This is a genomic window from Pseudarthrobacter sp. RHLT3-21 (assembly GCF_059383495.1).
On sequence record NZ_JBWZCI010000011.1, the window covers coordinates 1 to 25679 of the forward strand.

Consider the following 25679-nt stretch of genomic DNA (forward strand, 5'->3'; position numbering starts at 1 on the left):
CACCCAAAGAGACATGATCGCTCAACCGCTCCGGACCCACCGGGGTCACCCATCCACTACGCGCCATGCCGAAAGATTAACACACCCCTGCTAAGTGAACGGCATTGGGCCTAGGTGCTGAGGTTCCAGTGGACCCGGATGGCCTCGGCCATGGGGCCGGCGGCGACGTCCACCCGGAAAGCAACGGGCGCGGTCCCCGTCTCCTCGATGACCGAGTCACGGTACACCCGGCCGCATGAGGGACACAGGGTGTAGAGGTCCTCATCCGCAGGCCATTCCGCCAGCTCCGCAGGGACCGGGGTGTTCTCTCCGTTGTGGACGGGGACGCCATCCGAGTTGGCCTGAATCAACCCGTCCTTGCTGACGGTGTTGCCGCACACGCAGACGATGGTGGTGACATCATGGCCGATCACATCGGCGGTTTCAGTGTCCATGATGACCTCCCGGCGCTGGAAGAGACGTGCTGATATCAGCTTATGCCCGCTGATCGGTGCGGGCGCCCTGGAATTGGCGCGCCATCCTTGCGTCCGATGGCGGCTGGTCGTTCGATCCCAGCCAGCGTGGTCCGTGGGACGATAGGTCAAGCGGACCGACTGTGGGCTGGCTTCGTGACGACAAATGGCCTGGGGGCCTCGTGACAGTTGATTCGAAGTGGAGTGCGCCGGGCGGGCTGGACCGCCCCGACGTGGACGCCGCGAAGATTTCCGGACTGCCGGGCAACTCCGGGGCCGCCATGACGGTGCTGGTTGTCGACGACGACGAAGGGTCCCTGCTCGTGGCGAAAGCCGCCGTCGAGAAATCCGGGCATAAATGCATTGTGGCCGCGGACGGCGACACGGCGTGGCAGCTTTACCTGGAGCGGCGTCCCCAGGTGGTGGTCAGCGACCTGATGATGCCCGGGCTCGACGGGTTTGCCCTGTGCCGGGCGATCCGGGCCGCCGAAACAAGCTCCTATACGTACGTTGTACTGCTGACCTCGCATGGCGCCCAAGAGGACGTGCTGGAAGGCATGCGGGCCGGGGCGGACGACTACGTGAGCAAGCCGTTGGACCCCTTCGTCCTGCACACCCGCCTGCTGGCTGCCCGGCGGGTCACCGCACTCCATGGTGCCCTGGCCGACGCCCTGGATGAAGCCAAGGGCAGCAATGAACGGCTCGCTGAATTCACCGGCCGGGTCAGCCATGACCTCCGCAATCCGCTGACCTCCATCCTGGGCTACGTCGAGCTGGGTGCCACGGACGCAGAATCGGGCCAGACAGGGGAGGGCGCAGAGTACCTGGAAATCGTGGGCAGCAGTGCGCGGAGGATGCTGTCCATGGTGGAGGAGCTGCTTGAGTTCGCGTCCATCGGCGGTTCGCTGTCCAGGTCCCGGCTGTCGCTGGCAAGCCTGGTGAAGGAAGTCGCCGATGACCTGAGCCTGGGCCTGCGGGAAGCCGGTGCGGTGGTGCAGTGCGAGGACTTTGATTTCGACGCTGACGAAAGCCAGATGAGGGTGGCACTGCAGAACCTGATCCAGAACGCGGTGGCGTACCGCCGTCCGGAAGTTCCCCCGGTTATCAGCGTCACCGGGCAGGAAGCCGGAGCCGGCGTCGTGGTGCGGGTGGAGGACAACGGCAAGGGAATCGGTGCGGGGGACCGGCGCCGGGTGATTGAACCGCTGGTCCGCCTGCACCGGGAAGGCGACCCTTCCGGCACGGGGCTGGGCCTGGCCACGTGTGCCAGGATCGCTGCCGCCCACGGGGGACGGCTGGAGATCTCTCCCAGCCCCAGCGGCGGGACCACCGTCAGCGTTTACCTCGGGGCGCCGTAACGCAGGGATAAGCCCGCTGAACGGTCCCTTCCGGAGGAAAAGCGGCAAACGGATTTCCAGCACGAGCTCGAACTCATCCGTGGCAAATCCGGGCCCCACACTCCCAAGGGGTGGGTCTCCATGCTGGAGGGTCGCGCCGAAGTCCAGCGTGTCTACGAGGGGATGGGGTCACTGGGCATGGTGGAACATTTCCACGCCGTCCGATCCCGAGGCGCCTGATTCCACGGCGCGCGCTCCCGGGACGCCCGCTCCGGCCAAGCCTCATGCCAAGACACACGATGCCAGGACCCTAGCGCTGATTGCCCTGCTTCACGCGGCCGGACTGTTCGGCCAGCTCTTCCCGGACGCAGACAGAGTCCGGGCAGATGAGCTGGCCAAGAACTTCTGGCCAGCCCGTGCGGTGGAGGACAAAGCCCAGCGCCTGAGCAGTAGGGGAGCGGCACTAAACGCAAGCGGACGACGGCGGGAAGTCCCGCCGTCGTCCGTTCAAGTTACTGCAGTGCAGCGGTCTGCTCGACCGTCCTGGAACCGTAACCGGCTAGTCCTCAATGGTCACGCCGCGCCAGAGCGCTGTCATCCAAAGACCCAATTGTCACTCAGGTGTTACGTAAGCGCCTGCGATGCCGCCATCGACCAGGAAGGTCGAGGCGGTGATGAAGGATGAGTCATCGCTGGCCAGGAAGGCGACTGCTGCTGCCAGCTCTTCTGGTTCAGCGAATCGGCCCAAGGGAACGTGAACAAGGCGGCGGGCTGCCTTCTCGGGATCCTTGGCGAAGAGTTCCTTCAGCAGGGGCGTGTTGACGGGTCCTGGGCAGAGTGCGTTGACCCGGATTCCCTGTCGGGCGAATTCGACGCCGAGTTCCCGGCTCATGGCCAGCACTCCGCCCTTGGATGCGCTGTAGGAGATCTGAGAAGTGGCAGCACCCATGACCGCAACGAACGACGCAGTATTGATGATTGAGCCCTTCCCTTGCGCCTGCATGTAAGGGAGGGCGTATTTGCAGCAGTAGAAAACGGAGGTCAGGTTCACTTCCTGGACCCTGCGCCACGCATCGATTCCTGTATCGATGATTGAGGCATCGTCTGCCGGCGAGATTCCCGCGTTGTTAAAGGTGATGTCAACGCTTCCATAGGTTTCGTGGGTCACGGCGTAGAGGTTCTTCACTTCCTCTTCGCTGGTGACATCCACCTTCACATAGAGGCCGCCGACCTCGTCGGCAGCCCGCTGCCCAGCGGTTGCGTCCAGATCTGCGATGACTACATGAGCCCCTTCTGCGGCGAAGCGGCGAGCTGTGGCGAGCCCGATCCCGCTGGCGCCGCCGGTGATGACAGCGCTGCGTCCCTTGAGGCGGTTGGAAATTACTTCAATCATTTTTTCTTCCTTTTGTGGTGAGGACGTTTATGGGTTGGTGGAGATGAAGACGTTTTTTGTTTCGGTGAACGCGTTCAGGGCGTCCGGGCCGAGTTCCCGTCCGAGTCCTGACTGCTTGAATCCGCCAAAGGGTGTGGAGTAGCGCACCGAGGAGTGGGAGTTGACTGAAAGGTTTCCCGACTCGAGTCCTCGGGCCATCCTCAGCGCCTGACCGATGTCCCGTGTCCAGATGGATCCTGACAGGCCGTAGATCGAGTCATTCGCCAGGCGGAGTGCGTCGGCTTCGTCCTTGAAGGGAACGACTGCCACGACGGGGCCGAAAATCTCCTCATGCATTACCCTGTCCTCGCGGGAGGGCGTAAGAACGGTGGGGGGGAACCAAAACCCCTTGCCATCCGGCGCGGATCCCTGGAAAGCCACAGATGAGCCGTCCGGGACGAAGCCGGAGACTGTGCGGTGTTGGGCTGCGGAAATCAGCGGCCCCATGAACGAAGCCTCGTCGCCGGGGTCGCCGACCCGCAGGGCTTTCACTACGGGTTCCAGGAGCTCGAGGAATTTTTCATAGACGCTGTCCTGGACCAGGATTCTGGAGCGGGAGCAGCAGTCCTGCCCGGCGTTGTCAAAAGCGCCTCCGGGTGCTGCTGCAGCAGCGGCTTCGAGGTCCGAATCCGCGAAGATGATGTTGGCGCTCTTGCCGCCCAGTTCCAGGGTCACGGGCTTGACCTGCTCAGCGCAGCCGGCCATGATCCGCTTACCGACGCCGGTTGAACCGGTGAAGACAACCTTCCGCACTGCAGGATGGGTCACGAATCGTTCCCCGACGACTGAGCCCTTGCCCGGGATGATCTGCAGGACTCCTTCGGGCAGGCCTGCCTCCCTTGCCAGCTGTCCGAGCCGGATGGCAGTCATGGGAGTCAGTTCCGCCGGTTTCAGAACGACAGTGTTGCCAGCGGCAAGGGCGGGGGCGAAGCCCCACGCGGCAATGGGCATGGGGAAGTTCCACGGGACGATTACTCCAACGACCCCGAGGGGTTCGTTGAAGGTGACGTTGACCCCTCCAGCTACTGGAATCTGCTGGCCAAGGTGCCGCTCGGGGGCTGCGGAGTAGTACGTCAGGACATCGCGGACATTCCCTGCTTCCCATCGGGCATTACCGATGGTGTGCCCGGCGTTGCGTACCTCCAGCTGGGCAAGATTTTCCAGGTCGGCGTCTACTGCCGCAGCAAACCTGCGCAGCAGGAGAGCCCGGTCTGCAGGGGCAACATGGCGCCAGGTCTCGAATGCCTGGACAGCTTTTTCGATTGCCCTGTCAGTGTCCTCAAGTGTTGCAAGGGTTATGGTCTCGATTACCTCTTCCGTTGCCGGATTCAGTACGTCAAACGTGCTGGTGGACATTGCCGGAGCTCTCCGTTCGATTTTTGCGGTAGTTGGTTGCAGCCTCAATGAACCCATTGAAAAGCCGGAGATCGTTGCGATTCTGTTCCGGGTGGAATTGGACCCCTAGTGCCCATCCGCCCGTTGTCGTTTCGAGGGCTTCCACCGTGCCGTCGGCCGCCGCCGCCGTGACGGAAAGACCGTCAGCGATCCGGTCCATGGCCTGGTGGTGGTAGCAGGGTGCGCTGGCCGATGGTCCCAGCAGATGCCGGCTGATGCTGCCGGGCGCCGTCGTGAACTCCACGTTGCCGAATACACCCGGCGCCGGTTGGTAGTCCGCCTCCGGGTTCACATCGGGGATGTGCTGAATCAGCGACCCGCCCATGGCGACATTGAGGATCTGGGCTCCCCGGCAGATGGCGAAAAGGGGGACTTCGGCGTCCAAAGCTGCCTGGGTCAGGGCGATATCGTGCACGTCCCTGGCCGGTTGGGCACGGGTGAGCCGGTGGGGCTGTGCCCCGTACTGTTCCGGGCCCACGTCGCTGCCTCCGGAGATGATCAGTCCGTCCAGCACCTCCACGATCGATGGGTCAGTTCCGACGGGCGGCAACAGGACAGGAGTGCCGCCGGCAGCGACGACCGCCTGGACGTAGGTTCCCGGCAGAACTGCCGCATCCGCTGTCCAAACGCCCCAGGAAGCCTTCTGAAAGTAGGTTGTCAGCCCGATCCGTGGGCGGTAGCTATCAGAGCCGTTCAAAGACACGCTTGCGCTCCCAGTCCGTTACGGCGCTGTCAAAAGCTTTCAGCTCGACATCTGCTGCGAAGACATAGTGGTCCACTACTTCATCGCCGAAGGATTTGCGTGCAATCTCGCTGTTGGTCAGCAGCGCACGGGAGTCCCGCAGGTTGGTGGGTATACGATCTGCGTCGGACTGGTAGGCGTTCCCGGTCATGATCGGTTCGAGGGGGAGCTCATTCTCGATACCGTGGATGGCGGCGGCGATAAGCGCGGCGGCTGCGAGATAAGGGTTGACGTCCCCGCCTCCAACGCGGTTTTCCACCCGAAGGCTGGGACCGCGGCCGACGATGCGCAGTGCACAACTGCGGTTGTCCAGCCCCCAGGCGATGGCTGTGGGAGCGAAGCTGCCTTCTACGAAGCGTTTGTAGGAATTGATGTTCGGGGCGACGAAGTAGGCCAGCTCCTTCAGCCCGGCGAGTTGGCCTGCGATGAAGTGCTCCATGACAGGGCTGAAGCCATGCTCGCTATCCCCGGCCAGGACCGGATTGCCGTCCAGGTCGGTCAAGCTGAAGTGGATATGGCAGGAACTGCCTTCACGTTCGTTGTACTTCGCCATGAACGTAATGCTCTTGCCCTGTTGTGCGGCGATTTCCTTGGCCCCGTTTTTGTAGAAAACGTGGTTGTCGCACGCAGTAAGCGCTTCTGCGTATCGGAACGTGATTTCTTGCTGGCCCAGGTTGCATTCGCCCTTGGAAGATTCAACGACCAGGCCCGCCTTTTCCATGCCCGTTCGAATGCTTCGGATGACCGGTTCCAGTCTTGCCGTGGCCAGGAGGGAGTAGTCCACGTTGTAGCGGGTTGAGGGGGTGAGTCCCTCGTATTTCTTGTCCCATGCTTCTTCGTAGCTGTCGTCAAACATGATGAATTCGAGCTCGGTGCCGATATGGGCGCGGTATCCCAAGGCTTCCAGGCGTTCGATCTGCGCGCGCAGGATCTGGCGTGGGGACTGGGAGACGGGGCGGCCGTCCAGCCAGAAGATGTCGCACTGGATCATGGCAGTGCCTTCCAGCCACGGCACCCGGCGCAGGGTGGAGACGTCGGGCCGCATCACCATGTCTCCATAGCCGTTCGCCCACGAGGACATGGAGTACCCGTCAATGGTGTTCATCTCCACATCCACGCTGAGTAGGTAGTTGCAGCCTTCGGCCCCGTGCCCCAGCACGTCTTCGAGGAAGGACCTTGCCCCGCAGCGTTTACCCTGCAGGCGTCCCATCGAATCGGTGATGGCAACGACAACGGTGTCGATGTCACCGGAAGCGACCAGGTCCCTCAGCTCATCGACGCCGAGTTGGCCTTGCGCGGACGTACTGGATGTTTGATTCGTCATTTGATTTCCGTAACTTTGATCGTATTTATGAGGGCGATGTTTGGGACCGTGACGGGACGCGTGTCAGCTTTTGAGTTCGGCCTCGGCTGCAGCCAACTGCGCGAATTCCTCTTCGGGAGCGCCTGCAACGATGCGGTGCCGGCTGTAGAACCAGTAGTAGAGGAGCGCTACGCCGAAGATTGCAGCTGTTATGGATGCGGCGAATACGTCGACCACAAATGTTGCGACGACCGCGACCGCAGCAAGAACCAGCGCGATTGAGGTGGTGACGACCCCTCCGGGTGTCCGGTAACCGCGGGGCAGGTCCGGTTCCTTCCTCCTCAGCACAATGTGCGAGAGGTTCAGGAGCACATAGGAGACTGTTGCACCAAAGACGGCGATGTTGATCAGGAGTGCGCCGTCACCGGTTATTGCTGCCAGCAAAAAGCCGATTGAGCCAGGGACGATCAGTGCCCAATAAGGGGTCCGGCGTTTGCCTGTCAGGGACAGCCATTTGGGAAGATACCCTGCCCGGGACAGCGCGAAGAGCTGGCGGGAATAGGCATAAATGATGGAGAAGAAGCTGGCTACGAGCCCGGCGAGGCCAGCATAGTTGACGAAGTCTGCCAGGAAAGTGTTGCCACCGTACGCCAGACGCAGGGCTTCCGGGAGGGGGTTATCGGATTCACTCATTGCCGCTGACCCTGCGGCGCCCGGAACGAGTACGAGCATCAGGGCCCCGAAGACGACCAGGATCACAACAGCGACCATGATGCCCCGCGGCATGTCCTTCTTCGGATTGGCCGTCTCCTCCGCGGCCAGGGGAACCCCTTCGACTGCAAGGAAGAACCAGATGCCATACACGAGCGCACCGACGGCGCCGCTGATTCCCATCGGAAGAAAAGCGCTCGAGGTGGGCGAGCCGTCAGGGACTATATCAAAGAGGTTCTGGGCGTTAAAATGTGGGATCAGGCCCACGACTACGGCGGCCAGGGCGACGACGGCGACTGCGGTGATGCCGAAGATCATCTTGAGAGCCTCTCCCACTCCGCGGAGATGGATGCCCACAAAAACAGCGTAGGTCACCAGATACACCGGCCAAGAGTTGGTCAGGCCAAAGAGTCCCAGCGCTTCAACGTAGCCGCCAATGAAGATGGCTATCGCAGCTGGCGCAACGGCGTATTCAATGAGCACGGCCATTCCGGTGGCGAATCCGCCCAAGGGGCCCAGCGCGCGACGGGCGAAGCCATATCCGGCGCCTGTGGCAGGAAGCGCCGAGGATAGCTCGGCGAGTCCGAAAGCCATGCAGGTGTACATGACGCCCATGAGAACAAATGCGAGGAGGAGACCGCCCCAGCCGCCTTGGGCGAGGCCGAGGTTCCACCCTGCGAAGTCGCCGGAGATGACATAAGCAACTCCGAGTCCGGCAAGCAGGATCCACCCCGCGGCCCCGCGTTTCAGTTGCCGGTGCTGGAGATATCGATTGTCGTCGGTAAGCTGGGCTGAATCAGAGGATGGCACTGTAATTCCCTTCGTCCAAGGGTATTGGTATGAAATAAGACCATAAGCTCGTTACAGTGTGTGACAGATCACGCGCACGGTCAAGGGGGTCCTTGATGTCGGTGAACTTTTTCTCGGTTCAACCTTGCTTCCGGCCGGTGCGGCGGTTTTTCTCGGTCCAATGATCCCCTGTCATAGGCCTGTTTTTGGACCGATTATGATAAAGGCATGGAAGAGGAACTACTCGGAAGTCCCGCCCCGATTCTCCGCCCCGTCCGGCACGGTAACGCCTTCGAGGAAACGATCGAACGCTTGCTCCAGAACATCAAACTCGGTCTTTTTGGCGTAGGGACCAAACTGCCAGCTGAACGGGAACTTGCCGAGATGCTGGGCGTATCGCGCGCTACCCTGCGGGATGCTTTAGCCGAGCTGCAGAAGGCCGGATACGTCGAGGCTCAGCGCGGCCGCTATGGAGGAACGTACGTGTGCAGCCGGCCAGCTGCAGGGGCGGGGTCCTACCCGGAACTCGATCCGGCCGAGGTAGAAGACGTTCTTATCTTTCGCAGCGTACTCGAACCGGCAGCCGCGTCCTTGGCTGCCAGGGCGACGTTATCCCCTGCCCAGCGCAGCCACCTGCTGAGGACCTTGGCCGAGGTGGCCGGTGCACCTGCGAATCTGTACCGGCCGAAGGACGCAAGGTTCCATGTGGCTATCGCAGAAGTGGTTGGATCGCCAAGTCTTGCCCTTGCGGTGGCGGATGTCCGCTCAAAGGTGAGTGACCTGTTGGACCGGATACCTCTTCTCCAGCCCAACCTGGAACATTCCAACCGGCAGCACCAGGAAATCGTGGACGCCATACTCCGGGGCGACGATGAGGAAGCTTTTAAGGCGGCGCAAGATCATCTGCAGGGAACAGCATCGCTGCTACATGGATTCCTCGGATCTTCCCAGGCAGATCTTTCGCCGCGATCGACTGCATCGAAGCCCTGAGCTGACAGGCCTTCAGCTGGACTTGTTTACGGCGGGTAGCTGACGACATCGTGAGGTCCCGCCGTCGTGTGGCCGCCTGTCGCAACCCGGTTATTGACATGACGTAAGCCACGTTCTTGAGGAAGGCTTCGACAAGGCAGGTATCCACCTGCGCCCGGGAGGCGTAGACGATCTCGCCGACGAAAATAGAAGGGGAAATGGCTAGCTAAAGGCTGCGGTGCGGGCCGGAAACGGCGGGTAACAACCTGGATTCGTGCGCTGACCGTGTTGGGCGCATGGCTTCCGAGTCGTACAACTGCTTCAGGTGGCCCGCACCTTTGCCCGGTGCTCTGAGGAGCGGCGCCATAGGGCAAACGGCCGAGATGCGCTTCTTCCCTTGCCTGCCCGCCCCAGAGGGGCCAGCATTAGAGCACCCTGGCGCCGCACGCGACCGGCCGGAATGCTACGCGCGCAGAGACAGCGGCCAACTGAAACCCACGTGCGGAGGACAGCACAGATGAGCAACTCACGAATGGCGGAGGCGATCACGTCAGCCAAGGCGTATCTGTCCGCCCACCCTGACGAGGCCCGATACCGCGACTCCGTGGCTTCCGCCGTCGTGGAGGACGGGCTCCGGGTTCGCGTAACGGGTCCCGATGGTTCATCCCTCGTCACAGACATGGTGACGGGGGTCGGCGGAACGGCTTCAGGGCCCTCGCCGGGGTGGCTCTTCCGTGCTGCGTATGCTTCGTGTGCAGCCACGCTGATCGTGATGCGCGCGGCCGAACAAGGGGTGGATTTGTCCGGTTTGGAAGTCGATGTCGACGGCGAATCCGATGACCGAGGCATCCTGGGCGTCGCAGACGAAGTCCCTGCCGGCCCCATCAGCATGCGAGTCACCGTCAGAGCGGAATCCGCCCAGGACGAAGAATCCGTACGGGAAATTGTCATGTGGGGGCTGAAACATTGCCCTGTTGACGATGCGGTTCGGCGTCCCGTTCCTGTGGAGCTGGACGTCCGCGTAGCCTGAGCAAAATAGACGACGGCGGGAGGCGCCGCCGTCGTACCTGCCGTCCCTAACGACGCCTCCTGTTCACCGTCCCGAAACCACTGGGACCATGCCCGTTCTTCCGCAGCAGGAAGTCTTTTCACGCACCGCCACCCAGCGCCCCCATCGCCTGGGATATGAATCGACCCTGCTGTACCAAGGAGAACCCCGTGTTCCTGAAAAGCGCCGTCACAGCCCTTGTAGCCCTCACCTCCCTGACCGGAATCGCCGCCCCGCCGGCCGCAAATCCCGCCAAAGCGCCGGCGTCCGTGGTCCTCGGACAGCCGCTGGCCGCAGCCCATGCGCACAACGACTATGAGCACGACCGTCCCCTGTTCGATGCCCTGGAGCACGGATTCACCAGCGTTGAGGCAGACGTGTGGCTGGTGGACGGCGAACTTCTGGTGGCACACGACCTCGAGGACGCCAAGCCGGGAGTAACGCTCGAGAGCCTCTACCTCGATCCGCTGGACGAGCTGGTGCGGAACCAGGGCCACAGCGTGTACCCCCACTGGGACGGCAGCCTGCAGCTCCTGATCGACATCAAGAGTGAAGGGGAGGCCACCTACGCCGCCATCGAGCAGGAACTGGCCGAGCACCGGGAAATCATGAGCCGCTACAGCAACGGCACCACCAAAACCGGGCCCGTCACCGCCGTCATCAGCGGAAACCGCCCCCTGGCCACCATGCAGGCACAGGAAAAGCGGTTCGGCTTCTACGACGGACGATCCGCCGACCTCACCTCCGGGATGCCTGCCGGGCTGATGCCGCTGGTCAGCGACAACTGGACCAAGCTCTTCACCTGGCAGGGTGTGGGCCCCATGCCCGAGGCCGAACGCACCAAGCTCCAGGCATTCGTGGCCGACGCGCACGCCAAGGGCTACCGGGTCCGCTTCTGGGCCACCCCTGACCAGCCCGGCGCCGCACGCGAAGCTGTCTGGAACGAACTCTTCGACGCTGGCGTGGACCACATCAATACCGACGATCTCGAGGCGCTGGAACAGTTCCTCGCTACCCGCACGCTCTAAGCCGCCCCCACTCAGCAGACAAGGGAACACCACCATGCCTTCCAAGACCTTGAAAACGACGACGGCGGCGGCCGTCCTGGCGCTCGGCCTCCTTGCGTCCCAGCCCGCAATCGCAGCCAACAACACCTCCGACAGCCAGGCGTTCACCTTTGGGGTCCTCGGCGATATCCCCTACGGCGATGCCGAAATCGCCAAGTTCCCGTCCCGCATCCAGGACATCAACGCCGATAGCGCGCTGAAGTTCGTCACCCACGTGGGCGATATCAAGAACGGCTCCTCGGTCTGCTCTGACGAGTACTTCGCCTACATCCGCTCGCAGTTCGACACCTTCGAGCACCCGCTGGTCTTCACCCCCGGCGACAACGAGTGGGTGGACTGCCACCGAACCAACAACGGCGCCTACAACCCGCTGGAACGGCTGGACAAGCTGCGGGAAGTCTTCTTTGACAAGCCCGGCAAGACCCTGGGCGCAACCATGCCGGTCAAGACCCAGGAGAAGCTTGGGCTTCCGGAGAATGTCCGCTTCACCCAGAACCGCGTGGCCTTCTCGGTGGTGAACGTCCAAGGCAGCAACAACTCCCTGCTTCCATGGAGCGGCCTGGGCGAAACCACACCCACGCCCGAGCAGCTGGCCGAAGTTGAGCACCGGACGGATGCCGTCCTGGACCAGATACATGCCACGTTCACTGACGCCGAGCGTCGCAACGACCGCGCTGTGGTGCTGATGACGCAGGCCGACATGTTTGATCCCTCACTTCTCGCCGCCGCCACTGCCAACCCGGAAACAGTCTCCGGGTTCCGGGAGATCGTTGCGGCCATCATTGAAGAGACCAACCGCTTTGACCGCCCGGTCTATCTCATCAACGGCGACAGCCACGTCTTTGCCGAGAACCAGCCGCTGGCGGGAGGCTCACCATGGCTGGAGGTCTACGGCCAGCCCGCCGCGGATGACCTGCAGCGCATCACCGTGGACGGATCGGCCAACGCCACCAACTACGTCAGGTTCACCGTGGCCGGTAACAGCAGCGACGTCGGAGGTGTCCTGAGCTGGGAAAAGGTCCCCTTCAGCCAGTAGGCACTAGACGGAAGCGGACGACGGCGGGAGGTCCCGCCGTCGTCCGCTTGAGTTTAAGCGGGGGTGCTACGGCAGGCGCAGCACCCCGACGGCCGCCACCAGATAGGGCACGGGATCCGGATCCGTCCCCGCGGCCCACCGCATCCAGGCCTCGAATGTAGCGGCCATGAATGCGGCGCACAGATACCCCGCCACATCCTCGTCGACACCTGCCGAAACAAAGTACGCTCGCGCGCGCTCGCGCTGCGGCGCCAGTGACTCGTAGCTCCGGCTGGCCAGCTCGGGATGCACGGCGATCAGCCGCAGCCGCCCGCGCGTGACCGCCAGGTCCGGAATCACCGTCACCCCGGCGATAGCCGCCTCGCGCAGCCCCGCCAGGACACCGCCGTCGGACGCGCCCCTAACGCGGGCTGAATCCAGTACCCGGCCGGAAGCCTCGACCACCGGCTCCATGCCGCCCCAGATGAGCTCCGCCTTGCTGGAGAAGTAGCGGTACAGGCTCTTGCGCCCGATTCCCGCCTCGCGGGCGATGTCCTCCATGGAGGTTTGCTCGTAGCCGCGCTCGGCGAACAGACGCAGCGCAATGGCGGCCACGGCGTCGGGATCAATCGTCACCGGGCGCCCGGTGGAGCGCGGAACGGCGGTCTTCAAAGCATCCGAAGGCATCCCATCAGTATTCACCCTTACATAATGACACAAGGTGTCATAAGGTGGTTGGCATCATCTCCGTCAACGTCTGGAAGGACATCATGGGCAACGAAGCTTCATGGCAGGAAGCCACCACCACCGGCCGGTTCGCCGGCAAGACCGTCATCGTCACCGGAGCCGCCTCCGGCATCGGCCAGGCCACCGCCCTGCGCATCGCCAAGGAAGGCGGCCGCGTCATCGCCGCCGACATCAGCAAGGAGCGCCTGGACGACCTCGTAACTGAGAACGCGGGCCTGGACCTGGTCCCCGTCGCGGGCGACATCTCCACGGAGGAGACCGTGGCCGCCGTCGTCGCGGCCGCCAGCGGACGGGTCGATGCCCTGGCGAACGTCGCCGGCATCATGGACAACTTTGCCCCCATCCACGAGGTGGACGACGACCTCTGGGACCGCGTCTTCCGGATCAACGTCACCGCCCTCATGCGCCTCACCCGCGCCGTGGTGCCGCTGATGCTCGACGCCGGCACCGGTTCCGTGGTCAACGTCGCCTCCGAGGCCGGACTGCGCGGGTCCGCCGCCGGCGCCGCCTACACCGCGTCCAAGCACGCCGTCGTCGGCCTGACCAAGAACTCCGCAGTGATGTACGGGCCCAAGGGACTTCGCTTCAACGCCGTGGCACCCGGCCCCACCATCACCGGCATCGTGGCCAACTGGGGATCCCAGCTCGCGGCCGAACGCCTCGGCCCGCTGATGCAGGCCACCGTCCCCACGCCCGCCACCGCCGCGCAGCTCGCAGCGTCCATCACGTTCCTGCTCAGCGACGACGGCACCAACATCAACGGCGCCATCCTCGCCTCCGACGGCGGCTGGTCGGCCCTGTAGGGGAGTGGCACGCAACGTCCCCCCCGACTTCCCCAGCATCCATTGCCTGGCTGCAGGGCGCGGTTCACTATAGAGGGAAACGGGACGGCCGGCACGGACCGGAGCGTTCACCGCCTGACGGTTCAAGGGAGAGTCCATGGACAGCACCGGTTCTATTTCCCCGAACCGACGTACGTTGCTGAAGGCGGCCGGGATTGGGGTGGCCGGTGTTGCCGCTGTCCCCTTCCTGTCCTCCTGCACCGGCGAATCCGCACAGCCTGCGTCATCGGCGTCGGCGTCACTGCTCCCGGCCCCGCCGAGACAGGTCGAACCGCTGCTGGACCGGCCGAAAGTCACAAATGCCTTGGCCAACCTCGACGGATTGATCCGGGATGCCATGGAGAGCACCGGGCTGCCCGGGATGGCCGTAGCCGTGGTGTACCGGGACGAGGTGGTGTACTCCAAGGGCTTTGGCGTCCGGGAGGTCGGAAAGCCCGAGGAGGTCGGTCCTGACACGGTGTTCCAGGTGGCTTCTGTGTCCAAGCCCCTGGCGTCCACAGTGGTGGCAGGGTTGGTGGGGCGGCAGGTCATCCACTGGGCCGACGCCCTCATTCAACATAACAAGAGCTTCGCGCTCAAGGATGACTACGTCACGCGGAATGCGAGCTTTGCCGATCTGATGTCACACCGCAGTGGGCTGAAAACGGGTTCGGGTGATCTGCTGGAGGACCTCGGATTCGATCGGTCGTACATCCTCGGCCACCTCCATCAGGAGCCCCTGGATACGTTCCGGGCCAGCTACAACTACAGCAATTTCGGCTACACGGAAGCCGGCCAGGCAGCAGCCGATGCGATGAAAATGACGTGGGAAGATCTGGCCGAGGAGATCCTGTTCCGGAAGCTGGGCATGTCCGCCAGCAGTTACCGTCACTCGGACTATGAGCGAGCCACGGACAAGGCCACCCTTCATGTGCCGCTCGGGAATAAGGAGTGGGCGGCGAAATACCGCCGCAACGCCGATTCCGAGGCTCCGGCCGGCGGCGCGAGTTCGTCGGTGCGGGACCTGGCGCAATGGCTCCGGCTGCAGCTCGGAAACGGCAGTTACGAGGGCAAACCCGTCATTGATCCGGCGGCCCTCCAAACAACCCACGTGCCCCATGCAGTCTCCGGGCCGGCGTCGGCTTCGGCTGCCCGCTCCCGTTTCTACGGGCTGGGCTGGAACGTCTCCTTCGACGACCAGGCCCGTGTCCAACTGGGACACTCCGGGGCATTTAATCTTGGCGCAGCCACCGCCGTCTCCATGCTTCCCGGTGAACAACTGGCCATTGTGGCCCTGACCAACGGGCGCCCGCAGGGGATTCCTGAAGCAATCGCCGCTGGCTTTCTGGATGCAGCCCAGCACCGATCGCCCACGGTCGATTGGCTGGCATTCACCGCTGGCGCATTCAAACAAATTGACGAGTCCGAGAAGCCTGAGGTCGACTACACCAAGACTCCGCCTTCTCCCTCTCCTGCCAGGACAAACAGTGCCTACACCGGCACCTATGACAACTCCTACTACGGCCAGCTTGTGGTCTTGGAAGAGGGCGGGAAACTGGCCATGAGAATGGGACCGCCCGGCAGTCCCACGACTTTCCCGCTGACTCACTTTGACGGCGACACGTTCAGCTTCGAATCCATCGGAGAGAACGCCAACGGCCTGGCCGGGGCACTGTTTGCAGGAGCAAGCAGCGGCTCCTCGCCCAACGTCACCCTGGACTTCTACGACAGGACCGGGCTGGGGACATTCAAGCGGGCCTCTTGAGGCTAGCCTCGCGTCCGACGGCGGCTGGTCGGCGCTGTAGGGGAGCGGCACCCAACGCAAGCGGACGACGGCGGGACGTCCTGCCGTCGTCCGCTCCTGCCTCCGGCAATTCCTCATTGTGGTGGGCGCCCAACAGGGCCACCATGTTCGTATGGACGCTGAAACACCGAAGGCGGCGGAGCTGAACCTTCCCCAGGCCTTCCTCCTTCTGGCAACGAACGACATGAACGGCAAGCGCGAAGTGCCGGTGTTCGCACTCAGGACCACTGTGGCAGGTGCAATATTGGCCGAGCTGGACATGATCGGCGCGATCGAGCTGCAGGGGAAGCGCGTCAAAGCTACCGGCACCGCCCCGGAATCGGAGTTCCAGCGCGAGCTGGAACTCATCCGTGGCAAATCCCGGCCCCACTCTCCCAAGGGATGGGTGGGAATGCTGGAGAGCCGCGCCGGAGTGCAGCGCGTCTACGAGGGGATGGCGTCACTGGGCATCGTGGAACATGTCGGTGAAAAGCATCTCGGCCGGTTCCGGGCCGTGCGGTACCCGGAGAAGGACCATGCTCCGGAGGCGGCGCTCCTGGAAAAGATCCAGGCCGCACTCAGCGGTGCGCCGTCCGATCTCGAGGCGCCTGATGCCACGGCGCCTGAGGCCACGGCGACCGAAGCCGGGACGACTGATGCCGGGCCGGCTGATACGGGGCCGCCTGATGCCGCGCCGTCCGATTCCACCAAACCTGGTGCCAACGTGCCTGGTGCCCGGGCGCCTGATTCCAAGCCTGATTCCAAGGCACCCGAGGCCAGGACCATAGTGCTGATCGCCCTGCTTCAGGCGGCCGGACTGCTCGGCAAGCTCTTCCCGGCAGCAGATCTAACCCGGGCAACTGAGCTGTCGAAGGACTATTGGCCGTCCCGCGCAGTGGAGGACGAACTTCGTATGATCAGACTGGCGGAGCAAGAAGCCGCAAATTTGTGATTCAACTCCTTGTCAGTGACCACAGGTCCTCAAGCAGTTGCTGCACGTGCTCCGGCTGCTCGACGTTGGCGAAGTGGCCGCAACGCGGGATGGTCACGGACTGTACGTTCGGAACTGTGGCGGCCAGCCGGTCCAGATCGGAGGGAGACGTGAACACATCAGTGTCCCCGCGGGTCGCCAGCACGGGGCAGCGGATGCCGCGCCACTGGCCAAAATCGTAGTGCGCCACTGCCCGGGCAGCCGCGGAGAAGCTGGCCGGACGGGCGTCATCGCCGAGTCCGCGGATCACCCCCGCGGATATGCCTGCGGGATCTGCGAAGAACGGCGCCATCAGAGGTCCCATCAGCGGTGTGGCTCCAACGGCATGGGCCAGTGCCGGCCCCGCCGGACCGAGGGCGGCCAGTGAGCGCATGAGCAGCCTCATGCCGACAAACGCCGGGAACCGGGACAGGCTGCGCAGTGGCTCGCGGGCGGCCTCAGACACGCCGAAGGTCGTGGCCGAAATGGCGGCGACGCTGGCGGTGCGCTCCGGCCACGCCGCCGCAATATGCAAAGCCAGGAAGCCTCCCATGGAGTGGCCCACGAGGTTCCACCGCGGGTAACCGAGCACGTTCAGGACCTCGGTGACGGCGCGTGCCATCGCCTCGATGCCGAAGTGTTCCAGCCGGGCACCTTTCGTGGATTCACCCCAGCCCGGCAGATCAATCAGGACACGATCGCGGGGCGATGCCTCGGAAAGCAGCGGCCGGAAGGTGGTCCAGGATCCCGCGGCGCCGTGAAGGTACACCTCCGCTGTGCCGGACGCCGGAGACCCACTTCCGGTGCCCTGTTGGACACGCACAGTGCACGGGCCCAGCTCGGTTGCAATGACGTGCCGCAGCAGCGTGGCCGCCCACGTCGCGGACTCCCGCCGAACGCTCATGCCCGCCTTCCTCTGTTGATCTCTACTAACGCTGTTGATCTCTACTAAGGATTCGGAGCCGTGGCGTCACCGGACCGGACCGGATGTGCAGACTACAGCTGCCTGGTTTCGGCAACAAACGGAAGCGGACGACGGCGGGCGGTCCCGCCGTCGTCCGTAACTGGGCGGCAGGAAGGTTAGAGGTCCAGCACCAGAACGGGGCACATGGCGCGGGAGACGCAGACCATCATGCAGCTGTTCTCGGCTTTTTCTTCGTGGGTGAGGACGGAGTCGCGGTGGTCGATAGTTCCCTCGATGACCGTGGTTTCGCAGGTGCCGCAGGTCCCTTCGCCGCAGGAGGAAAGGATGCGTGTGCCGGCTTCTTCGAGAACACGCAGGACGGACTTATCCGCCGGGACGGTCAGCCGCACGCCGCTCGTTGCCAGTTCGATTTCGAACGCCACATCTTGCGTGGTGTCCACCTTCTTTGCCGTGAACCGTTCCAGGTGCAGGGACCCGGAGGGCCATTTCTCGGCACAGATTGCCTCGACGGCGGCCAGGAGCGGTTCCGGACCGCAGGTGTAGACGGCCGTGTGGCTGTCCGGGGAGCCCAGGGCGGTGGGCAGATCGATGATGCCCTTCTGGTCCTGGGGCCACAGCGTGGTTCGGGTGCCGTGAGCGGTTAGCTCATCCCGGAAGGCCATGGAGGAAAGTGTCCGGCCTCCGTAGACGAGGGTCCAGGGCTTACCCTGCTCCTGTACTTCACGGATCATCGCGGCAATGGGGGTGATTCCGATACCACCGGCGACGAACAGGTAGCTGGGGGCATCGACCAGCCGGAAGTGGTTCCGCGGACCGCGGACAGTCACCGAATCGCCGGCAGCCAGCGACTCGTGAACGTACTGCGAGCCGCCTCGGCTGTTGGGCGCATTGAGGACACCAACGACGTAGCTGCTCCGATCTGTCGGATCGCCGCAGAGGGAGTACTGCCGCGTCAGGCCGTTCGAAAGAACCAGGTCAATGTGGGCGCCGGGTCGCCACGGCGGAAGGTCTTCGCCGTCCTGGTGCTGGAGGGTGAGGAGTACGACGTCGTCGGCTGCGTGTGTCTTCGCCGCGACGCGGGCAACGAAATAGGCCTCTTCGAGGGTGAGGTCCGAAATCGGCCCGGAGATGGTCTCTGTTGTGCTCATGGTCCTGCTCTCAATCTGAAAGTCGTCGCGTGGGATGCGGTGAGGGGAAGTGTGTTCTAGTACTGCGCGAGTGACAGGCGGCTGAGCCGCCCGCCGATGAACCACTCGGTGACGTAGAGCCAGTGACCGTCGGCAGCGATTCCGTGGGGGCTGTTGAAGAACCCCGGGTCCACAACCGGTCCGTCCAGGCCCTCGGGAGTGCGGCGGTTGGGCCAGGCATCGTCCTCGTTCGACCGGGGCCGGGCCCGTTCCAGGACGCGGGTGAATGCATCGCCGTCGAACCTCGCGACTCCGCCGAAGAGTTCGGTGACGTAGATCCGGTCCTCCACGAGAACGAGCGAGGACGGGCTGTCCAGGAGTCCTTCGCCCAGGATCCGCGACTGCATTCCGTTCCGGTCCATGACTACGATTCGGCGGTTGGTGCGGTCCGCCACGTAGATTTCGAGGTGCCCGTGGTCAGTCCGCAGCAGTATCCCGTGGGGGCAGGCGAAGGGGGTGCCCGTTTCTGCGCCGTCCCGCGTTTCGAGGTAGCGGCCGGAGGCATCGAAGCGGTGCACCAGGCTGGCGCCGTACCCGTCGGCTACCCAGATGTCCCCGCTACCGGTGTATCGGGAGTCGTCGACGGCGATCGACGTCGGGCGCCATTGCTCCGTGGCGTATTCAGGCAGTGGCGGGCATTCCAGTTCGAGGAGGACGCTTCCGTCCCGGTTCAGGATCACTGCGCGCCCCGGCGAGAAGTGATCGGTGTAGGCCGACGTGTCGGCGGGATCCTCGACGAAGCGGTGCCCGGGATCGGCCACGGCGATGACTTCCTCGCCGTCACGGTCGCAGGTGAAAATGCTGTGCATTTCGGTCAGGGACGTTGGTATGGTTTCGGCGCCACCTGAAGGGTCGATAACCAATAGGTCGCGGCCTTCCGGGTGGGCGCAGAGAATTCTGCCGTCGCTGAGGACGGCGACACCGGAGTGCATCCAGCCGCGTGACTCTGGCAGGAGGCCGGAGAGGTCCTCCCAGACGTTGACCTCGTCATTGCTCAGGCTTGACTGGTGCATGTTCACGACCGCTGCGTTGCGCTCAGTCAACGAACTTCACCGGAAGCGTTGCGAAGCCGCGGACCATTTGCTTTGCCCAGCGCTCGGGCAATCCGACGACGCGGATCTCAGGGCCTTCGATGAGAGTCTCCACGAGGACGCGTCCGGCAAGCCGGGCTAGGGGTGCGCCCAGGCAGGCGTGGATACCGTCGCCGAAGGTCATGATGCGGTTCTCCGGCGTCAGCTCGCGGCTGATATCAAAGAAGTCCGGGTTCTGGAAGACCCGGTCGTCCCGGTTGGCGGAGCCCAGCAGGAACATCACACGGGAGTCCGCCGGTATGGTCACGCCGGCGATGGTGATCTCGGCGGTGGTCTGCCGGCAGAGGTTCTGGCCGGGGGTGTCGAAACGGAGTGTCTCCTCCACAAAGGCGGGAATGGCGGCCGGGTCCTCGGCGAGGCGGCGCTGGAAGGCCGGGAACTTGTCGAGGGTGGCCACGAGGTTGGTGAGGAGGGCGGCGGGGGCGTCGATAGCTGCCGACAGGATCAGATGGGCGAGGCCCACCTGTTCATCCGGCTCCACCTTGCCGGCGTGCATCCCGAGGATGATCTGTGTGATGGCCTCCGACCCTGTGGCGGTGCCGCCGGCCTCGACCTCTTCGCTCCGCTTCCCAAACACTTCCGCGATGTGCTCTTCGGCTTCCTGATTGGAGATGGCGGCGTCGTCCGGCACGCCGAACTCGCCGACCGTCCGCACCATGGAGCGCAGGAGATGCTCCTGCAGCACTCCGCTGTCCTCAACGGCCATGCCAATCATTTTCGTCGCCGCACCGATGGCCAACGGAAGCGCCACCTCGGTGGCAAAATCACCACCCCCGTTCTCACGGAGTTCCGTGATCAGGTGGCGGGCCAGTTCCCTGATGCCGTCTTCCTTGGCCAGTATCTCGCGACCGACAAAGACGCGACGGACGGCCGATCGCAGAGAGGTATGCCGGGGAGCATCAACCATGATCAGGTTGCCCGCCCCATAGGAAGCATGGGTACCGTCCATGTCGTTGCCCAGGGCGCTGGAGAGCTGCTCGTGGTTTCGCAGGCCTGCCTGGACATCGGCGTAACGCGAGACGACATAAAGGTCGCGGCGCTCGTTGTAGTAGACCGGCGCCTTGTCCCGCAGGATTTTGTACAGCTCATAGGGATGGTCATACGCGGCGTAAGAGAGCGGATCGTAGAAGACGCCGGGATCAGTCTCCGGGCCGGGATTCGCGCCAATCCTGGTCGCCGCGGCCGGGTCCGGCATGCGTGCTTCTTCGCCAGCGAGTGCGGCGCCGCTGAAAGGGCATTGCTGGATGTCGGTGGTGTTCGGATCAGTGGCTAACGACATTGGTAGGTCCTGCTTTCGTGGGTTTGCGTGGATGAGGGAACGAGACCTCAGCCGTGTGAGGAAGGGGGATCTGAGCGGGATTTCCTAAAGACTAGCACGTGCCAGTTTTTCGTCAAGGGATGTCCTGACAAACCCAGCGGAGGGCCGTCCACCCGCCGCGTATAGGATGTCCAAGTGATCTCTAAACGGCCGACCATGATGGACGTCGCCACTCGCGTCGGCGTTTCACGGCAGCTTGTGGGGCTCGCCTTCCGCAATGAGGCGGGCGTCAGTTCCTCGACGCGGGAACGCATCTTTGAGGCAGCTTCCGAGCTCGGATACAGCCCGGACATAGCAGCACGGTCACTTCGCCGGCGGAGCAGCAACTACATCGGCGTCCTCTTCAATCCCGCCCACTCATCCGCGGACGACATTGTTGAAGCCCTCTATGCGGCGGCCCACGAGCGTGGCTACAACCTGATTCTCGGTGCTTTGACGGCGACGCGGGACGAGCGGGATGCCATCACGGAACTGCTCGGGTTCCGCACCGAGTCCGTCATTCTGATTTCGGCGGAAACGCCGGTAAACGAGCTGCGGAAACTGGCAAAGAGGCTGCCGGTGGTCAGCATCGGCAGACCTCTGCCGCAGGGTGTCTGCAGTGCTGTCAGGTCAGACGGGCAACGGGGGATCGCGGCGGCCGTGGACCATTTGGTGGAACTCGGGCACCGGGATATTGCCTACGTGCTGACGCGTTCACTTCCTGAATTCGCTGCCCGCCACCAGGGATACGTGACAGCCATGGACAGGCACGGACTGCCCTCGCAGGTCCGGGAGATTGGCGGGGACTTTACCGAGGAATCCGGCGCCAGTGCCGCCGAGTCGCTTCTCGCGGAGCCTGTCATGCCCACCGCGGTGGTCTGCTCCAACGACCACGCTGCCATGGGCCTGATCCATAGGCTTCTGCGTGCCGGATTGCGGGTGCCCGAGGATATTTCGGTCACGGGCTACGATGACAGCCGCATCGCCAGGCTGTCGTTCCTTGACCTGACGAGCGTCCGCCAGGATCCCGCGGAAATGAGCACGGCAGCCGTTGAGGCCGCCGTTCAAATGATGTCAGACCAGGATTCAACGCCCCAGGAACGCATGATCGTTCCCACGCTGGTCATCCGGGGAAGTACCGGCCAGCCCCGGTCAGAGGCGCAACTGCAGCCCAGGTGAGCCGGCGCTGACGTCGACGTCCCGGCGCAGCTTCTCACGCGGGAGGTGTATGCCCGCATCCGCAATCACACCGTGTGCCCTGCGTCACAAAACTGGCACGAGACAGTTTTTATTGAAAAGGTCTTGCACGTGCCAGTAATTGGGCGTAAGAATGTCCTGACAATAAGTCGAAGATCGGCACTCCCAAAGAGCATCAGTTCTGGATGGAGGCAGGCTTCGGCACCTATGAGAAGGACACGACGAAGTGAAACCTATTTCTACGTTCAAGCGAGGACTCGGCGTAATTGCCATGGCGGGCGTGGCTACGCTGGCGCTGGCAGGCTGCACCGCAACGTCCACTGCATCATCAACCACCGGCCTGGCCGACAAGTTCGGCAGCCGCGCCGAAAACCGCAGCGTTTACTTCCTGACGTACTACAACCCTGCCGGCGACGCATTCTGGGCCCAGATCCTCAAGGGAGCGGAAGACGCCTCCACTCTCGGCGGCCTGCAGCTGACGCACCAGACCGCGGATGCCGATCCGGACAAGATGGTGGACCTCGTGGCAACAGCCACGGCGTCCAAGCCCGCCGTCATCGTGATGCCTTTCAACGAAGGCGAGAAGTGGGTCAAGGTGGCGTGCGACGCCTCAAAGGCAGGCATCAAGGTTGTTGCCTACAACGTTCCGGCACCTGAGAGCGCCGCTGACTGCGTCAGCGGTTTCGTTGGCCAGGACTTCTTCGAGGTGGGCACGCTCGTTGGCGAGCGTCTCGCTGCGGAGGCCAAGCTGGGCGCCGGCGACAAGGTCCTCTTCCCAGCCGAGGAGCCCGAGCAGAACTACGCCATCCAGCGCGGCGGCGGCGTGCAGAAAGCGCTCGACAAGGTGGGGGCGAAGGGCGAGTACCTCCGGACCTCCGCTTCCGATGAGGAAGCACTGAACTCCCTCACCTCGTGGCTCATCGCCAACAAGGACGTTAAAGCCGTGGCCCCCTTGGGAGGCACCCCGCACCGCAACATCCTGGCTGCCATGGAGGCAGCCGGCGTGAAGGTTCCTATCGTGGGCTTTGACACCTCCCCCCAGGTTATCGACGGCATCAAGGCCGGGGACATCATCGCCACGGCTGACCAGCAGGGCTTCGTCCAAGGATTCCAGTCGCTGATGCAGAGCGCCCTTGCCATCGACTTCGGCCTGGCACCGGCAAACATCAACTCCGGCGGCGTCTCCCTCATCGACAAGACAAACGTGGAAAACCTCGAAGCGCCGGACCTCCAGGGCGTCCGCTGGTAACTGCGGCATAAGGGGGACGGGGCGGCGGCAACGCCCCCGTCCCGTCCCCCGTCCGGGCCTCAGTGCCCACCTCTTCCATTCCGCGGCATCGACGCCGCTGCCATCGAAAGTTCAGGTCATGTCACCACAAGACACAGGCACCGACCAACACGTCCTCACGGCGCCGTTGGAAACAGGGGCCATCACCAAAATACGCCGTCTTGCCGATAACCAACCCGTCACAACAGCCGAGAAATTCAAGGACTACATCCGCTACACCCGTGGCCGCGGAGCCCTCGAAATCGGCGCGATCCTGGCGGTCGTCATCATCGGCTTTGTCATCGCCAGCATCGCCAGCCCCGCCTTCCCATTCCTTTCGGCCAACAACCTCTCGGGCGTCATCTCCCAGAGCATTCCGGTATTGGCCATCCTTGCCATCGGAGTCGGGATCCTGATGATCGCCGGAGAATTCGACCTCTCCCTGGGCGCGAGTATCGGGTTCTCTTCCATCACGTTCATTCACGTCTCCAACTCGTTCGGCTGGGGCTGGGGGGTCCTGGCCGCAATCGCCGCGGCAACCGGTATTGCCCTGATCAACGGACTGATCGTGGTAATCACAGGCATCCCGTCCTTCATCGCGACTCTTGGCATGGCGTTTTTCTGGACCGGCGCCAGCATCTTCATCAACGGCACGGCACCGGCGCTGCTGCGCAAGGGCAAAGACGAAGCACTCGTCACCCTCTTCGCCGGCGATTTCGGTTTCTTCCGCTCGCAGTTGCTCTGGATGATCGTGGTGGGAGTCGTGGCGTGGTTCTTCCTGCACCGCCACAAGCTCGGCAACCATATCTTCGCCGTCGGCGGCAACGCATCGGCCGCAAGGGCGATCTCCATCAACCCGCTCAAGGTCAAGCTCCTCTCCTACGCCCTGTTCGGAGCGATGGTGGGCTTGGCCAGCATCCTGATCTCGGTCCGGACCTCCTCCATGCAGCCTGGTTCCACGGAGGATTACACCCTGATGGCGATTGCCGCTGCCGTGGTCGGCGGAACCTCCCTCCTCGGAGGACGGGGAACCATCATCGGCATGATCGTTGGCGCCGCCTTGATCCGCATCATCGAAAACGGCCTGATCCTGGGCAAGGCGCCCGGTTTCTACATCCAGCTCTTCGTCGGCCTGATCATCGTGGTCGCCGCTATCTTCAACAAGCTCATGGAAGGCAAAGCATCATGACCATCAACGAGGACTACCTGCTCCGGATTGAGGGCATCACCAAGAAGTACGGCGTCAACACTGTCTTGGACGATGTGTCTTTCGATATCGGAAAAGGCGAGGTTGTGGGCCTCCTTGGCGACAACGGCGCCGGTAAGTCGACCCTGGTCAAGATCATGTCGGGCGTGGTCGCGGCCACCGCAGGCGACTTCTCCTGGGACGGCACCAAGCACCCGCACGTGAACCGGGCCCTGACCGAGAGCCTGGGCATCGAAACGATCTTCCAGGACTCGGCCCTGGTCCCGCAGATGTCGATTAGCCGCAACATCTTTATGGGCCGTGAGATCACGAACCGCCTTGGTTTGATGAAGGTCAAGGAGATGGATGCCATCACCTCCGAAATCCTGGACTCCGTGGTGACCATTGAGGGCATCAAGAGCTCCAAGCAGCTTGTCTTGTCGCTGTCCGGAGGTCAGGCGCAAGCGGTAGCCATTGCCCGGGCCGTCCACTTCAAGCGCAGCCTCCTGATCCTTGACGAACCGACCTCCGCGCTCGCGGTGCGCGCCACGGAAGCATTGCTGGACTACCTGCGGGCACTGAAGGCCGATGGAATCAGCTCCGTGCTGGTCACCCACAACCTTCACCACGCCTTCGAAGTCTGCGATCGGCACATCGTCATGAACCACGGGCGCAAGATCCTCGACGTTCGCCGCGAAGACACGAGCGTCGAAGAACTGACAGCCGCCGTCGTCGAAGGTGAACTTGGCATCCGCCGATACCGTGAGAACGCCACCGCGGCCTGACCGGACAATCCGGTGATCACGAGACCCGGCACCCGCCTCGGAAGAGGTTCCTCGGCGACGGCCTTGCCCATGGGGCGGCAGGGCCGTCGAGTCGAGCAGGCGTCACGGCCTCCTGCTCAACGGACGTCGGCCGGCTTCCTGCCCCTACACGTTCGCAACGTCA

23 protein-coding genes are annotated in these 25679 nt (G+C 63.5%); 12 read left to right on the forward strand and 11 right to left on the reverse strand.

Annotation, left to right across the window (positions count from 1 at the left end; translation table 11 throughout):
* Positions 1-110 precede the first annotated feature (110 nt).
* Complete coding sequence (locus AC50YA_RS13170) at positions 111-434, reverse strand: hypothetical protein (RefSeq protein ID WP_494982717.1); 324 nt, start codon at positions 432-434, stop codon at positions 111-113.
* A gap of 200 nt (positions 435-634) precedes the next feature.
* On the opposite strand from AC50YA_RS13170, the gene AC50YA_RS13175 reads away from it, so the two are divergent.
* Positions 635-1810 (forward strand): sensor histidine kinase, encoded by a 1176-nt coding sequence (locus AC50YA_RS13175; RefSeq protein ID WP_494982718.1) that lies wholly within the window; start codon positions 635-637, stop codon positions 1808-1810.
* 592 nt (positions 1811-2402) lie between these two features.
* Here the strand turns inward: AC50YA_RS13175 and AC50YA_RS13180 are convergent.
* The 5 genes from AC50YA_RS13180 to eat form a co-directional block, all read right to left on the reverse strand.
* The gene (locus AC50YA_RS13180) at positions 2403-3182 is read right to left on the reverse strand and encodes a 3-oxoacyl-ACP reductase (protein WP_494982719.1); all 780 of its coding nucleotides are present in this window, start codon (positions 3180-3182) and stop codon (positions 2403-2405) included.
* Positions 3183-3209: 27 nt separating this feature from the next.
* A complete protein-coding gene (locus AC50YA_RS13185; RefSeq protein ID WP_494982720.1) occupies positions 3210-4577 on the reverse strand; it encodes an aldehyde dehydrogenase family protein in 1368 nt (455 codons plus the stop codon).
* A complete protein-coding gene (locus AC50YA_RS13190) occupies positions 4558-5319 on the reverse strand; it encodes a gamma-glutamyl-gamma-aminobutyrate hydrolase family protein (RefSeq protein ID WP_494982721.1) in 762 nt (253 codons plus the stop codon). Before AC50YA_RS13190 ends, AC50YA_RS13185 begins: the two co-directional genes overlap by 20 nt.
* A complete protein-coding gene (locus AC50YA_RS13195) occupies positions 5300-6682 on the reverse strand; it encodes a glutamine synthetase family protein (protein ID WP_494982722.1) in 1383 nt (460 codons plus the stop codon). The genes AC50YA_RS13190 and AC50YA_RS13195 overlap by 20 nt, the downstream gene beginning before the upstream one ends.
* Before the next feature lie 63 nt (positions 6683-6745).
* On the reverse strand, positions 6746-8182 hold the full coding sequence (gene eat, locus AC50YA_RS13200; RefSeq protein WP_494982723.1) for an ethanolamine permease: 1437 nt from the start codon (positions 8180-8182) through the stop codon (positions 6746-6748).
* Between the two features lie 207 nt (positions 8183-8389).
* Between eat and AC50YA_RS13205 the strand changes: the two genes are divergently transcribed.
* The 4 genes from AC50YA_RS13205 (at position 8390) to AC50YA_RS13220 (ending at position 12281) form a co-directional block, all read left to right on the forward strand.
* On the forward strand, positions 8390-9151 hold the full coding sequence (locus AC50YA_RS13205; RefSeq protein ID WP_494982724.1) for a FadR/GntR family transcriptional regulator: 762 nt from the start codon (positions 8390-8392) through the stop codon (positions 9149-9151).
* 496 nt (positions 9152-9647) lie between these two features.
* Entirely contained in the window at positions 9648-10160 is a 513-nt protein-coding gene (locus tag AC50YA_RS13210; protein ID WP_494982725.1) for an OsmC family protein, read from the forward strand.
* 188 nt (positions 10161-10348) lie between these two features.
* Entirely contained in the window at positions 10349-11206 is an 858-nt protein-coding gene (locus tag AC50YA_RS13215; RefSeq protein ID WP_494982726.1) for a phosphatidylinositol-specific phospholipase C/glycerophosphodiester phosphodiesterase family protein, read from the forward strand.
* 34 nt (positions 11207-11240) lie between these two features.
* Complete coding sequence (locus tag AC50YA_RS13220) at positions 11241-12281, forward strand: hypothetical protein (RefSeq protein ID WP_494982727.1); 1041 nt, start codon at positions 11241-11243, stop codon at positions 12279-12281.
* Between the two features lie 66 nt (positions 12282-12347).
* Here AC50YA_RS13220 and AC50YA_RS13225 read toward each other — a convergent pair whose 3' ends face one another.
* Positions 12348-12962 carry a TetR/AcrR family transcriptional regulator gene (locus AC50YA_RS13225; RefSeq protein WP_494982728.1) on the reverse strand — a complete coding sequence of 205 codons (615 nt, stop codon included), beginning with the start codon at positions 12960-12962 and terminating at the stop codon, positions 12348-12350.
* A gap of 68 nt (positions 12963-13030) precedes the next feature.
* On the opposite strand from AC50YA_RS13225, the gene AC50YA_RS13230 reads away from it, so the two are divergent.
* From AC50YA_RS13230 to AC50YA_RS13240, 3 genes are all read left to right on the forward strand, one after another.
* On the forward strand, positions 13031-13810 hold the full coding sequence (locus AC50YA_RS13230) for an SDR family NAD(P)-dependent oxidoreductase (RefSeq protein WP_494982832.1): 780 nt from the start codon (positions 13031-13033) through the stop codon (positions 13808-13810).
* 136 nt (positions 13811-13946) lie between these two features.
* A complete protein-coding gene (locus tag AC50YA_RS13235; protein WP_494982729.1) occupies positions 13947-15593 on the forward strand; it encodes a serine hydrolase in 1647 nt (548 codons plus the stop codon).
* Positions 15594-15744: 151 nt separating this feature from the next.
* Positions 15745-16563, forward strand: a complete 819-nt coding sequence (locus tag AC50YA_RS13240; protein WP_494982730.1) for a GOLPH3/VPS74 family protein — start codon at positions 15745-15747, stop codon at positions 16561-16563.
* A 1-nt stretch (position 16564) separates the two neighbouring features.
* On the opposite strand, the gene AC50YA_RS13245 is transcribed toward AC50YA_RS13240, so the two are convergent.
* The 4 genes from AC50YA_RS13245 to AC50YA_RS13260 form a co-directional block, all read right to left on the reverse strand.
* The gene (locus AC50YA_RS13245) at positions 16565-17485 is read right to left on the reverse strand and encodes an alpha/beta fold hydrolase (protein WP_494982731.1); all 921 of its coding nucleotides are present in this window, start codon (positions 17483-17485) and stop codon (positions 16565-16567) included.
* Between the two features lie 176 nt (positions 17486-17661).
* Complete coding sequence (locus AC50YA_RS13250; protein ID WP_494982732.1) at positions 17662-18654, reverse strand: PDR/VanB family oxidoreductase; 993 nt, start codon at positions 18652-18654, stop codon at positions 17662-17664.
* Positions 18655-18710: 56 nt separating this feature from the next.
* Positions 18711-19712 carry an NHL repeat-containing protein gene (locus AC50YA_RS13255; protein WP_494982733.1) on the reverse strand — a complete coding sequence of 334 codons (1002 nt, stop codon included), beginning with the start codon at positions 19710-19712 and terminating at the stop codon, positions 18711-18713.
* A gap of 16 nt (positions 19713-19728) precedes the next feature.
* Entirely contained in the window at positions 19729-21063 is a 1335-nt protein-coding gene (locus AC50YA_RS13260; protein WP_494982734.1) for a cytochrome P450, read from the reverse strand.
* Between the two features lie 174 nt (positions 21064-21237).
* Between AC50YA_RS13260 and AC50YA_RS13265 the strand changes: the two genes are divergently transcribed.
* From AC50YA_RS13265 to AC50YA_RS13280, 4 genes are all read left to right on the forward strand, one after another.
* Complete coding sequence (locus AC50YA_RS13265; RefSeq protein ID WP_494982735.1) at positions 21238-22260, forward strand: LacI family DNA-binding transcriptional regulator; 1023 nt, start codon at positions 21238-21240, stop codon at positions 22258-22260.
* Positions 22261-22504: 244 nt separating this feature from the next.
* Entirely contained in the window at positions 22505-23527 is a 1023-nt protein-coding gene (locus AC50YA_RS13270) for a substrate-binding domain-containing protein (RefSeq protein ID WP_104061664.1), read from the forward strand.
* A gap of 118 nt (positions 23528-23645) precedes the next feature.
* The gene (locus AC50YA_RS13275) at positions 23646-24734 is read left to right on the forward strand and encodes an ABC transporter permease (protein ID WP_494982736.1); all 1089 of its coding nucleotides are present in this window, start codon (positions 23646-23648) and stop codon (positions 24732-24734) included.
* Positions 24731-25516, forward strand: coding sequence for an ATP-binding cassette domain-containing protein (locus tag AC50YA_RS13280; protein ID WP_494982737.1), 786 nt, complete (start codon positions 24731-24733; stop codon positions 25514-25516). The genes AC50YA_RS13275 and AC50YA_RS13280 overlap by 4 nt, the downstream gene beginning before the upstream one ends.
* The last annotated feature ends 163 nt before the right edge of the window (positions 25517-25679 follow it).